Genomic DNA, 11,500 nt, shown 5'->3' on the forward strand with positions numbered 1-11,500 from the left:
CTCGGCGGCGCCCCGATGACGTCCCGATCAATGTCCACCGTACGCCTAGATGGCACGTTTTGCCACGACGGCATTTCGCGCAGACCTCTCCCCTGTCCGGGTAATCTCCTGGGAATGAGCACCGAGCCGACTCAGCCGTCCCTCACCGAGCGCCGCAAGGCCGCGACCCAGCTGGAGATCGCACGCGCCGCGGCCGCGCTCTTCGCCGAGCGGGGACCCGACGGCACCACGGCTGAGGACATCGCCGGCCGGTCGGGGGTGGCGCTGCGCACCTTCTACCGCTACTTCCGCTCCAAGCAGGACGCGGTGGGCCCGCTGCTCTCCGGCGGGGCCGAGCGGTGGCGGGCGCTGCTGGAGGCGGCCGAGCCCGGGGACTCGCTCGCCGGGATCCTGGAGCATGCGGTCACCGAGGCGCTCCGGGCGCCGGGCGCGGAGGGTGCCGAGCAGCTCGGCTGGACGCGCGGACTGCTGCGGGCCGCGGCGGACGACCCGGCGCTGCGGGCCGTCTGGTACCGGGTCAATCAGGATTCGGAGGAGCGGCTGCTGCCGGTGCTGACCCGGCTGGCGGGCGACGGGGCGGACCCGCTGGAGGTCCGCCTCGCCGCGGCCGCCGCCACGGACGCGGTACGGGTCGCACTGGAGGCCTGGGCGGAGACGGACGCCCCGACGGCCGGGCCCGGCTCACCCGCCGATCTGGCAGTGCGCTGCCTGCACGAACTCATGGGCGGCATGCGCCTGTTCAAGCCGTAGAGGCCGTGTCACGGGGCGAGCGAGCGGCCCATCAGTACGTCGTCGACGTAACGCCCGTCCAGGAAGAACTCACCGGGCAGCACCCCCTCGACGACGAACCCCTCCGACTCGTACAGGGCGCGCGCGGGTGCGTTGTGGCCGAGCACCCGCAGGGTCATCCGGTTCACCCCCTCGTCGCGCGCCGCCGTGCAGGCGGCCCGCAGCAGGGCCCTGGCGACACCGCGGCCGCGCGCCCAGTCGGCCACGGCCAGGCCCTGTATCTGCCGGACATGGGTGTTGCAGGCCAGCGGGGTCGGCGGGACCAGCCTGAGGTATCCGGCCGGGCGCGGCTCGCCCGCCGCGTCCGGCGCCTCGGCCACCAGGAAGTCCCCGGGCCGGTGGCGGTCGTCGAAGAACGGCGCGTACGGCGGCTGCGGCCTGGGCGCCACGGCGTGCAACGTCGACCAGGTGGCGCGGTCGAGTTCGCCGAGCGAGGCTTCGTCGGAGAGGGCGGCGGGGCGGACGCGGCAGGCCGGTGGCGTGGATATCTCGGGCATGCGCGCCACTGTGCCACGGCACCCCCGGCCGGGTCAGCCCGGTTTCGCCGCCCGGCACGCGCCGATGACCCGAGGGCCTGCCGGGCCCTGCGGGGCCGCTGGGGCAGGATGGACCCATGCTGCACTCCCGTATCGCTGTCACCGGAGCATCCGGACTCATCGGAGCGGCGCTGGTGCGTTCGCTGCGCGCCGACGGGCACGAGGTGGTGCGCCTCGTACGGCACCCCGCGCGGGCCGGCGACGAGGTGGAGTGGGATCCGAAGCGGGGTTACGTCGACGTGGCGGGCCTGGTCGGCTGCGACGCCGTCGTCCACCTGGCCGGGGCCGGGGTCGGCGACCACCGCTGGACGGCCGCGTACAAGCGGGAGATCCGGGACAGCCGGGTACTCGGGACCTCGGCGATCGCCGAGGCCGTCGCCTCGCTGGACGTACCGCCGAAGGTACTGCTGTCCGGGTCGGCGATCGGCTACTACGGCGACACCGGGGACCGCGCCGTCGACGAGAGCGCCCCGGCCGGCGAGGGCTTCCTGCCGTCCGTCTGCGTGGAGTGGGAGGCCGCCACGGCCGCCGCCGAGGAGGCGGGCGTACGGACGGTGCACGCGCGCACCGGTCTGGTCGTCGGCCGCGAGGGCGGGGCCTGGGGCCGGCTCTTCCCGTTGTTCCGGGCGGGGCTCGGCGGCCGGCTGGGCAACGGGCGCCAGTACTGGAGCTTCATCGCGCTGCACGACGAAGTCGCGGCGCTGCGCCACATCCTGGACACGGAGTCGCTGTCGGGCCCGGTGAACCTGACCGGGCCCGACCCGGTCACCAACAGCGAGGTGACGGCCGCGATGGGGCGGGTGCTGCACCGCCCCACACTCTTCACGGCCCCGGCACCGGCCCTGCGGATCGCCCTGGGGGACTTCGCGGAGGATGTGCTGGCCAGCCAGCGGGTGCTGCCGGGTCAGTTGCTGGACTCGGGCTTCGTGTTCGCCTTCCCGGGGATCGACGCGGCGATCCGCGCGGCGCTGCGCTGAGCCCCGCACCGGCCGGCGCACCCGGCGGGAGAGGCACACCTCCGTGAAATCGGACGGACATGCGACCCCGTGCAACGGTGCCCCGGGTGCGCGCGACTGCGCCTGCACCGGCCGCCCTCCTAGCCTCCTTGCGAACTCGGGCATTCCGGGGGCCTGTTGGGGGCAATAGCCTCCCAGCAGTTGCGCCGACTCGGGGAGGGCACGTGCTCAGCACGGCACACCACGCGGACGTCGTCATCATCGGGGCCGGGATCGCCGGCCTGTCAGCCGCCCACCGATTGACCAGCGCAGGGGTAAGCGTCAGCGTCCTGGAGGCCGGCCCCCGGGCCGGCGGCCGGATGACCACCGCGGAGCTGGACGGCTTCCGGCTCGACCACCTCGGACCGCTTCTCAACACCTCCTGCCCGGAGCTGCGCATGACACCCGGTCTCGAAGGACTGGTGCTGCGCAGCTTCGCCCCGGGGGCCCTCGTCCACAGCGAGGGACGGCAGTACCGGACCGGCGATGTACGGGGCGCCCGGGGCGCATTCAAAGCGGCGCGCGCCCTCGCAAGCGCCCCCCGGCCGCCGATGGGCGGGCCGATCGACCAGGCCCGGCTGGGCGCCGCCCTGTCCCGGCTCGCCACCACCCCGTCCGCCCGCATCCTGGCCCGGCCCGAACAGACGGCGCTCGCCGCCCTGTCCCACCGCGGCCTGCCCTCCCGTACGGTCAACGGCTTCCTGCGCCCGCTGCTCTCCGCGCTGCTCAGCGACCCCGGCCTCAGCACGTCCAGCCGGTACGCCGACCTCGCGCTGCGCGGCTACGCGCGCGGCAGGCTGTGCGTGCCCGAGGGCGGCGCGGCCACGCTGCCCGAGCTCCTCGCGGCCTCGCTGCCACCGGGCACCGTACGCACGGGCGTGCATGTCACAGCTGCCGACATCACCTCGGTCCGCACCGAGGAGCACGGCGAACTGGGCTGCCGTTCCCTGCTGTTGGCGACCGGTGCGGGCGCCGCCGCCGAGCTGCTGCCCGGTCTGCGGGTGCCGTCCTTCCACCCCGTGACGGTCCTTCACCACACCGCTCCCGCTCCCCCGCCGACCGGCGCCGCGCTGCTGCTGGACGCCGACCGCTCGGGCCCGGTCGCGCACACCGCGGTGATGAGCGCCGTCGACCCCTCACGCGCCCCGCGCGGCCGTACGCTGATCAGCTCGACGGTGCTCGGCACTCCGCCGCCCGAGCTGGACCGCACCGTCCGCGCCCATCTCGCCGCGCTGTACGCCACCCCCACCGACGACTGGGAGCTGCTGGCCGCCCACCACGACCCCGAGGCGGTCCCCGCGATGCCGGCCCCGCACGATCCGCGCCGCCCGGTGCGGCTGCTCGCCGGTCTGTACGTGTGCGGCGACCACCGCGACACCAGCTCGGTGCCGGGCGCCCTGTTCTCGGGCCGCCGCGCGGCCGAGGCGATCCTCACCGACCTGGGGGTACGGCCGGGGAACGGGAGCGGGACGGCGCTGCCCGAGGCGGCGTAGCGGCTGTCCCGGGCAGTCCGACGACACGCCCCGGGCTCATCCCAGGGCGGCGACCCGGTCTCGGTAGCCCCGTACCGCTGCGGCGTCCCGGTACGGCTCCAGGCGCCGCTCGAAGTCCCGTACGTACTCCGTCGCCCGCACCGACCGCATCTCCGCGGCCTGCTGGGCGGCCTCGGCGCCGAGCGCGCACGCCTGGTCGAGCTCGCCGAGCCCGAGCCGGGCGGAGGCCAGTACCACCCGGCAGAACAACCGGCTGCGGGCGTACGCCGGGGAGCGCAGCTGGAGGGAGCGCTCCGCGTGCTGCGCCGCGGCGCGGTACTGCTGGAGGTCCCGGTGGCAGTGCCCGAACTCGTCGGCGAGCTGGGCCTCGTCGAAGTACCGCGCCCAGTGCGGCACCCCGTCCCCGGGCCGGGCGATCTCCAGTGCGCGTTCGGCCCGCGCCAGCGAGATGGTGCAGTGTCTGGCCTCGCCGAGCACTCCGTGACCGCGTGCCTCGACGGCGTGCAGCAGGGCCTGGACGACGGGCGGCGCCGACGAGCCGATGCCCTGCTGGGCCACCCGGGCCAGTTGCACGGCCTCCCTGCCGTGGCCGAGGTAGACCGCCTGCCGGCTCATGGTGATCAGGACGTAGCTGCCGTAGGCGCGGTCCCCGGCGGCCTGGGCGAGCCGCAGCGCCTGGACGAAGTACCGCTGGGCCAGGCCGTGGGCCGCGATGTCGTACGAGGTCCAGCCCGCCAGCCGGGTCAGGTCGGCGGCGGCGGAGAAGAGCCGGCGCCCGGTGGCCTCCCCGTACGTCCCGCGGAGCATGGGTTCCGTCTCGTGCTCCAGGTACCGGACGAGGGCCTGGCGGGCGTGGCCGCCGCCGTAGGCGTTGTCGAGGGTGCGGAAGAGCTCGCCGACCGAGCGCAGGGCCGCGACGTCCCCGCCGCTGACCCGCTGGCCGGGGCCGCGGTCGGACTGCCGCTGCCGGGGGACGCCGGGGGCGCCCGGCAGCGCGCCCGAGGGGGCCGGCGGTGGCGGGAGTGCGGGCGAGCCGGGGGGCGCGGACGGTCCGGAGGGCCGGGAGGGCACGGGCCCACGGGCCCGGCCGCCGGCACCGGGCGCCGCCGTACCGCCGTACGCCCCGTACGGGCCGTGCGCTCCGTACGAACCGTGCACCCCGGGTACTCCGCGCGCCCCGCCGGGGACGGGGCCGCCGGGCCGCACGGAACCGGCTTCGGCGACTCCCGTGGTCCCACCGGCCCCGACGGACCTGTTGATCCCGCCGGCCCCGCCGGCCCCGCCGTGCACCTGGGGCGAGGGCTCGCCGCCCCGGCCCACCCACTCGTCGGCCCGTCCGATCAGCCAGTCCCGGCTGGGGACGACGAGCCCGGCCGGGGTGAAGGCGATCTTGCGCAGCTCCGCATGGCTGCCCGAGTCCTTCCGCCATAACCCGCTGACGATGTCGACCGCCTCCGCGGGCGTGGCCGCGAACTCCAGGCCCGCGTAGACCGGGGCGCACGCGTCGAGGCCCAGGTCCTGCGCGGAGAGGCGGCGCCCGAGCCGCCGGGTGAAGACCTCGGCGATCAGCGCGGGGGTGGTCCCGCGGGGCTGCTGACCGCGCAGCCAGCGGGTCACGGACGTCTTGTCGTACCGCAGGTCGAGGCCGTGTTCGAGGCCGAGTTGGTCCACCCTGCGGGCGAGGCCGGCGTTGGAGAAGCCGGCCTCCGTGATGAGCGAGGCGAGTCGGCGGTTGGGGGTGCGCTGCGGAGGTCGTTCCGACATCAGCTGTACGGTCTCCTGCCTTCGGGGCCGGTCGGGCAGCCCTTATGGAACGGCGCGAATTTAGCTGCCTCCGCAGCGGTCACAGCCACCTTCGCTTCACTTTCATCCGATCGTGTGAGGATTGAGATTGGCGCTGACGGGAAGACCTGCCGGGCCACCGCCCGGGAGTCGGCCGTACAGTGGCCCGGGGCGTGATTCAGTGCATGGTGACGCGGCTCCGGGCGCCCCCGGCTCCCGGCACCGCGAGTAGGAAGGCATCTGTCGTGGCTGAGCTTCGGTTCGTCCGGCTGGGATTCGGCGAGGAAGCCGTCGACTACCAGGAGGCCTGGCAGAAGCAGCGCGAGGTGCACGCGGCCAGATTCGAGGACTCCGTCCCGGACACCTGTCTGCTGTTGGAACACCCGCCCGTCTACACGGCCGGGCGGCGCACGACCGACAGCGAACGCCCACTGGACGGCACCCCCGTCATCGACGTGGACCGCGGTGGCAAGATCACCTGGCACGGCCCCGGGCAGCTGGTCGGCTACCCGATCCAGAAGCTGCCCCGCCCGGTGGACGTCGTCGCGCACGTGCGCCGGCTGGAGGAGGCGCTGATCCGTACCGCCGCCGAGTTCGGCGTGGAGACCACCCGGGTCGAGGGCCGCAGCGGCGTCTGGGTGCTCGGCGACCCGGTCGAGGAACGCCCGGCGATCGGCGGACTCTCCCTGGACTTCGACCCGCGGCTGCACGACGAGGAGTTCGACGCCCGGCTGAACGGCCCCGAGTACGCCCCGTCCAACGCCGGCCAGCGCCGCGAGGACCGCAAACTGGCGGCGATCGGCATCCGGGTGGCGAAGGGCGTGACCATGCACGGCTTCTCCTTCAACGTGAACCCGGACAACACCTGGTTCGACCGGATCGTGCCGTGCGGCATCCGGGACGCGGGCGTCACCTCACTGGCGTACGAGCTCGGCCGCGACATCACCATCGCGGACGTGCTCCCGGTCGTCGAGAAGCACCTCAGGGACGTCCTGGAGAACGCCGAGCTCGCCCCGCGCACCATCGGGCGCACGGACGATGCCGTGGCCACGGCGTGACGCTCGGAGCACCCCTCCGGGAATAGGCCCTGTCGGCCACAGGTTGGCCAGACGTAAAGCCGTTTGAACCACGGGCGTACCCTGGTGTTCGCCGAAGAATCCAATGCAGTGAAAGCAAAGGGGAGTGCCGGAGTGTCCGCTGTCGCACCCGACGGGCGCAAGATGCTGCGCCTTGAGGTCCGGAACAGCCAGACCCCCATCGAGCGCAAGCCCGAGTGGATCAAAACCCGGGCGAAGATGGGCCCCGAGTACAACCAGCTGCAGAAACTCGTGAAGAGCGAGGGTCTGCACACGGTGTGCCAGGAGGCCGGCTGCCCCAACATCTTCGAGTGCTGGGAGGACCGCGAGGCCACGTTCCTCATCGGTGGTGACCAGTGCACCCGGCGCTGTGACTTCTGCCAGATCGACACGGGCAAGCCGCAGGCGCTGGACCGGGACGAGCCCCGCCGCGTCGGCGAGTCCGTCGTCACGATGGACCTGAACTACGCCACCATCACCGGCGTCGCGCGCGACGACCTGGAGGACGGCGGTGCCTGGCTGTACGCGGAGACCGTGCGCCAGATCCACGCGCTGACCGCGGAGCGGGAGGCCGGCCGCACCAAGGTCGAGCTGCTGATCCCCGACTTCAACGCGGAGCCCGAGCAGCTCGCCGAGGTCTTCTCCTCGCGCCCCGAGGTGCTCGCGCACAACGTCGAGACGGTGCCGCGGATCTTCAAGCGGATCCGCCCCGGCTTCCGTTACGAGCGCTCCCTGGAGGTCATCACGCGGGCCCGCGAGGCCGGCCTGGTGACCAAGTCCAACCTGATCCTCGGCATGGGCGAGACCCGCGAGGAGGTCAGCGAGGCGCTCCAGGACCTGTACGACGCGGGTTGCGAGCTCATCACGATCACGCAGTACCTGCGGCCGTCCGTGCGCCACCACCCGGTCGAGCGCTGGGTGAAGCCGCAGGAGTTCGTGGAGCTGAAGGAGGAGGCCGACGAGATCGGCTACTCCGGCGTGATGTCCGGGCCGCTGGTGCGTTCCTCGTACCGCGCGGGCCGTCTTTTCCAGCAGGCGATCGAGCGCCGCGGCGCCGTCGCCGCGGCGCCCACCGTGTGAATCCGAGCACAAGAAGCTACCGCTCGGTAATAACTGTTTCGACGCGGCCCGTACGCTCCCCGCAGGTCGGGGGCGCGTATGGGCCGCTTCGGCGTGCGCCGCGCCCGTATCAAGGTTTCATTGGTGTTTGACCGACCGGTCATGCGCTGGTAACACCGAGCAGTGACGCTGGGTGCACACGGCGCGGTGGCCGGCAGCAGCCGTCCGGGCCGCTGCCGCCCCGCTTCCCGCACCCCAGCGCACGCCACCCACTCCGCGCAACGCAGTCCCGGGCAGTTCGGCCCGGGCAGCTGAGTCCACGCAACTCAGTCCGCACATCCGCTCCGAGGAGATTTCCACGATGCAGGCCGTGCCGGTACGCGCCACCGCCATCCCTTCCGTCACCGATGCTCTCCGTGCCGTCGAGTCGCTGGTCCTGGGCAGCGGCCAGCGCACCGCCCGCCGCAACGCCTGGACCGCCGTCCTGGAGGACCGGCGCCGGGCCAAGGACAGGGTCGAGGCCGAGCACGTACTGGAGGCCGCGGCCGACCACCATTCCTAGGCCACGTAAACTTCTGTGCATGGCGAGGAAGGCAAAAACTGAAGGCGCGGACAGCGCCGAGAACGCGGGGCGGCTCAAGCAGATCGCCCTGACTTACAAGATGGCCAGGCGGTCCGACCCGAAGGTCGGTCTTGTCGTCGCGGGCGTGGGAATTGTCACCTTCGGTGTCCTCCTCGGAGTCGGCTTCCTGATCGGCCACCCGGTCTACCTGGGCATCCTGGGCTTCGTGCTGGCCCTCCTCGCGATGGCGATCGTCTTCGGGCGGCGTGCCGAGCGTGCCGCCTTCGGGCAGATGGAGGGGCAGCCGGGCGCCGCGGCGGCGGTGCTGGACCGTGTGGGCCGCGGCTGGACCACGACGCCCGCGGTCGCGATGAACCGCAGCCAGGACGTCATCCACCGCTCCGTCGGCAAGGCGGGCATCGTGCTGGTCGGCGAGGGCAACGCGAACCGCGTGAAGCTGCTGCTCGCGGCCGAGAAGAAGAAGATGGCCCGCGTCCTGGTCGACGTACCGGTGCACGACTTCATCGTCGGCAACGACGAGGGCCAGGTGCCGCTCAAGAAGCTGCGCACCAAGATGCTGAAGCTGCCGCGCGTCCTCACCGGCCCGCAGGTGACGGCCGCCAACGACCGGCTGCGCGCGATGGGTGACCTGATGAGCAACATGCCGCTGCCGAAGGGCCCCATGCCGAAGGGCATGCGGATGCCGCGCGGCGGAAAGATGCGCTGACGTCGTCGGACGTACGAAGAGGCGGGGCGCGAACCGGATCGGTTCGCGCCCCGCCTCTTCGTCTGCCTCTTCGGCTTCTTCGCCTCGGGTGCGGGCCCGGTCCTAGATACGGACCTGGACGGCGCGGGCGAGCCGGTCGTGCAGGCCGCGGCCGTCGCGGTCCCAGACCAGGGCCGGGATCACCAGGCACAGCAGCACGCTCCGGACGATCACCCGCCCGAACGCCAGCCGGCCACCGTTCTCGGAGACAACCCTGAGGCCCAGGACGCGCTTGCCCGGCGTACAGCCGATGGTCCCGACGGTGAGCACGCTCAGCACCAGGAAGATGCCCAGTGCCCAGTTTCCGGCCGCCTGCTGGTCACCGCGGGCGAACAGCCCGTATGCGATCAGCAGGCACAGGGCCCAGTCGATGAAGACCGCGCCGAACCGCCGGCCGAGCGGCGCCACGGAACCCGGCCCGTGTTCGGGCAGGCCGAGCCGCTTGCCCCGGTGGCCGAAGTCGGCCCCCATCTCCTCGGCGGCCGCGCGCGGCCCGGAGAGCCACGATCCGATTGCTTGCCTGTTGTCCACCCGAACACGGTACTGCGCCCTCCCCGGCAGGATGCCGGGCGGGGGCCCGCTACGGTCCCCCGGAGCGGCCGGAACGCGGGTCCGTAACCGGTCACGAGGTGCCGGTCACACTCGGCTCGGTTAACTTCAGCGAAACAAATGGGTCATGCTTGAGAAATCCGGTCTGCCTATGGTCGGGTCCAGCGTGTGCCACCGCACTGGCCGCACCACGAGCTACAACCCCGTCCCTCCCGGGCCGGGAGTAGGAGGAGTTGGATGTTCCAGAACGCCGACGACGCGAAGAAGTTCATCGCCGACAATGACGTCAAGTTCATCGATGTCCGGTTCTGTGACCTGCCCGGTGTGATGCAGCACGTCACCGTCCCGGCGGCGACCTTCGACCCGGCCGACGAGCTTGCCTTCGACGGCTCGTCGATCCGCGGCTTCCAGGCCATCCACGAGTCCGACATGGCGCTGCGTGCAGACCTGTCGACCGCCCGTGTCGACCCCTTCCGCCGCGACAAGACCATCAACATCAACTTCTTCATCCACGACCCGATCACCGGCGAGCAGTACAGCCGTGACCCGCGGAACGTGGCCAAGAAGGCCGAGGCGTACCTCGCCTCCACCGGTATCGCCGACACCGCGTACTTCGGTCCCGAGGCCGAGTTCTACGTCTTCGACAACGTCCGCTTCCAGACGTCGGCGAACGAGAGCTTCTACCACATCGACTCCGAGGCCGGCGCCTGGAACACCGGTGCGGTCGAGAACAACCGCGGCTACAAGGTCCGCTACAAGGGCGGCTACTTCCCGGTCCCGCCGGTCGACCACTTCGCCGATCTGCGTGCCGAGATGTCCCTGGAGCTGGAGAACAGCGGCCTCCAGATCGAGCGCCAGCACCACGAGGTCGGCACCGCCGGCCAGGCCGAGATCAACTACAAGTTCAACACGCTGCTCGCCGCGGCCGACGACCTGATGCTCTTCAAGTACATCGTGAAGAACGTCGCCTGGCGCAACGGCAAGACCGCGACCTTCATGCCGAAGCCGATCTTCGGCGACAACGGCTCGGGCATGCACGTGCACCAGTCCCTGTGGGCCGGCGGTGACCCGCTGTTCTACGACGAGCAGGGTTACGCGGGCCTCTCGGACATGGCCCGCTACTACATCGGCGGCATCCTCAAGCACGCCCCGTCGCTGCTGGCGTTCACCAACCCGACGGTGAACTCCTACCACCGACTGGTCCCCGGCTTCGAGGCCCCGGTCAACATGGTGTACTCGCAGCGCAACCGCTCGGCCGCGATGCGCATCCCGATCACGGGCTCCAACCCGAAGGCCAAGCGCGTCGAGTTCCGCGCCCCGGACCCGTCGTCCAACCCGTACCTGGCCTTCTCCGCGCTGCTGATGGCGGGCCTCGACGGCATCAAGAACAAGATCGAGCCCGCCGAGCCGATCGACAAGGACCTCTACGAGCTGGCTCCCGAGGAGCACGCCAACGTCCAGCAGGTCCCGACCTCCCTCCCGGCCGTCCTGGACGCGCTGGAGGCGGACAACGAGTACCTCCAGGCCGGCGGCGTCTTCACGTCCGACCTGATCGAGACCTGGATCGACTACAAGCGCACCAACGAGATCGCCCCGATCCAGCTGCGCCCGCACCCGCACGAGTTCGAGCTGTACTTCGACCTCTAGGAGGCGGGGTTGGCCGAGCCAGCCCCAGGGCTCGGAATGGGATCAACTTGATCTCACAAACAGCAGCGAGGGCCGCTGCCCCATACCTCGGGGCAGCGGCTCTCGCCATGTCACTGGTTGCTCGCCGGGCTACAGGTTCGCCGGCATGGTGCTAGCCGTTGTCGGCGCATTGCCCGTCGTCGTCGGCGTCGTGGACGTACCCGTCGGCGTCTGACCGGTCGGCGTCTGACCGGTCGGCGTCTGACC

Annotated in this window: 11 protein-coding genes; 8 read left to right on the forward strand and 3 right to left on the reverse strand. The window is 72.0% G+C overall.

The genetic code is table 11. The features are described from left to right. The first annotated feature begins 114 nt into the window (after positions 1–114). The gene (locus BT364_RS02025) at positions 115–750 is read left to right on the forward strand and encodes a TetR/AcrR family transcriptional regulator (protein ID WP_072483305.1); all 636 of its coding nucleotides are present in this window, start codon (positions 115–117) and stop codon (positions 748–750) included. Between the two features lie 8 nt (positions 751–758). Here the strand turns inward: BT364_RS02025 and BT364_RS02030 are convergent, their stop codons facing one another. Continuing rightward, entirely contained in the window at positions 759–1,286 is a 528-nt protein-coding gene (locus BT364_RS02030) for a GNAT family N-acetyltransferase (protein ID WP_072483679.1), read from the reverse strand. 116 nt (positions 1,287–1,402) lie between these two features. Here BT364_RS02030 and BT364_RS02035 point away from each other — a divergent pair, with 116 nt between their 5' ends. After that, a complete protein-coding gene (locus BT364_RS02035; RefSeq protein ID WP_072483306.1) occupies positions 1,403–2,302 on the forward strand; it encodes a TIGR01777 family oxidoreductase in 900 nt (299 codons plus the stop codon). A gap of 203 nt (positions 2,303–2,505) precedes the next feature. Further along, positions 2,506–3,813: an NAD(P)/FAD-dependent oxidoreductase gene (locus tag BT364_RS02040; protein WP_072483307.1), complete on the forward strand. Its 1,308-nt coding sequence runs from the start codon at positions 2,506–2,508 to the stop codon at positions 3,811–3,813. A 36-nt stretch (positions 3,814–3,849) separates the two neighbouring features. Here BT364_RS02040 and BT364_RS02045 read toward each other — a convergent pair whose 3' ends face one another. After that, complete coding sequence (locus BT364_RS02045; protein WP_072483308.1) at positions 3,850–5,577, reverse strand: NsdA family TPR-like regulatory protein; 1,728 nt, start codon at positions 5,575–5,577, stop codon at positions 3,850–3,852. A gap of 263 nt (positions 5,578–5,840) precedes the next feature. Here BT364_RS02045 and lipB point away from each other — a divergent pair, with 263 nt between their 5' ends. From lipB to BT364_RS02065, 4 genes are all read left to right on the forward strand, one after another. After that, the gene (gene lipB / locus BT364_RS02050; protein WP_072483309.1) at positions 5,841–6,653 is read left to right on the forward strand and encodes a lipoyl(octanoyl) transferase LipB; all 813 of its coding nucleotides are present in this window, start codon (positions 5,841–5,843) and stop codon (positions 6,651–6,653) included. 132 nt (positions 6,654–6,785) lie between these two features. Further along, positions 6,786–7,751 (forward strand): lipoyl synthase, encoded by a 966-nt coding sequence (gene lipA, locus BT364_RS02055; RefSeq protein WP_072483310.1) that lies wholly within the window; start codon positions 6,786–6,788, stop codon positions 7,749–7,751. 340 nt (positions 7,752–8,091) lie between these two features. Continuing rightward, a complete protein-coding gene (locus BT364_RS02060) occupies positions 8,092–8,292 on the forward strand; it encodes an SCO2195 family GlnR-regulated protein (RefSeq protein ID WP_072483311.1) in 201 nt (66 codons plus the stop codon). A gap of 19 nt (positions 8,293–8,311) precedes the next feature. After that, positions 8,312–9,019 (forward strand): DUF4191 domain-containing protein, encoded by a 708-nt coding sequence (locus BT364_RS02065; RefSeq protein WP_072483312.1) that lies wholly within the window; start codon positions 8,312–8,314, stop codon positions 9,017–9,019. A gap of 102 nt (positions 9,020–9,121) precedes the next feature. Here BT364_RS02065 and BT364_RS02070 read toward each other — a convergent pair whose 3' ends face one another. Next, the gene (locus BT364_RS02070; RefSeq protein WP_072483313.1) at positions 9,122–9,589 is read right to left on the reverse strand and encodes an RDD family protein; all 468 of its coding nucleotides are present in this window, start codon (positions 9,587–9,589) and stop codon (positions 9,122–9,124) included. Positions 9,590–9,844: 255 nt separating this feature from the next. Between BT364_RS02070 and glnA the strand changes: the two genes are divergently transcribed. Beyond that, entirely contained in the window at positions 9,845–11,254 is a 1,410-nt protein-coding gene (gene glnA / locus BT364_RS02075; RefSeq protein ID WP_072483314.1) for a type I glutamate--ammonia ligase, read from the forward strand. Positions 11,255–11,500: the final 246 nt, after the last annotated feature.

It is taken from the genome of Streptomyces atratus (assembly GCF_900119365.1).
In the GTDB taxonomy this organism is placed as follows: domain Bacteria; phylum Actinomycetota; class Actinomycetes; order Streptomycetales; family Streptomycetaceae; genus Streptomyces; species Streptomyces atratus_B.

Coding starts and splice junctions, on each gene's coding strand:
- BT364_RS02025 (WP_072483305.1), top strand. CDS start 115: ATGAGCACCGAGCCGACTCAGCCGTCCCTCACCGAGCGCCGCAAGGCC.
- BT364_RS02030 (WP_072483679.1), bottom strand. CDS start 1,286: ATGCCCGAGATATCCACGCCACCGGCCTGCCGCGTCCGCCCCGCCGCC.
- BT364_RS02035 (WP_072483306.1), top strand. CDS start 1,403: ATGCTGCACTCCCGTATCGCTGTCACCGGAGCATCCGGACTCATCGGA.
- BT364_RS02045 (WP_072483308.1), bottom strand. CDS start 5,577: ATGTCGGAACGACCTCCGCAGCGCACCCCCAACCGCCGACTCGCCTCG.
- BT364_RS02060 (WP_072483311.1), top strand. CDS start 8,092: ATGCAGGCCGTGCCGGTACGCGCCACCGCCATCCCTTCCGTCACCGAT.
- BT364_RS02065 (WP_072483312.1), top strand. CDS start 8,312: ATGGCGAGGAAGGCAAAAACTGAAGGCGCGGACAGCGCCGAGAACGCG.
- glnA (WP_072483314.1), top strand. CDS start 9,845: ATGTTCCAGAACGCCGACGACGCGAAGAAGTTCATCGCCGACAATGAC.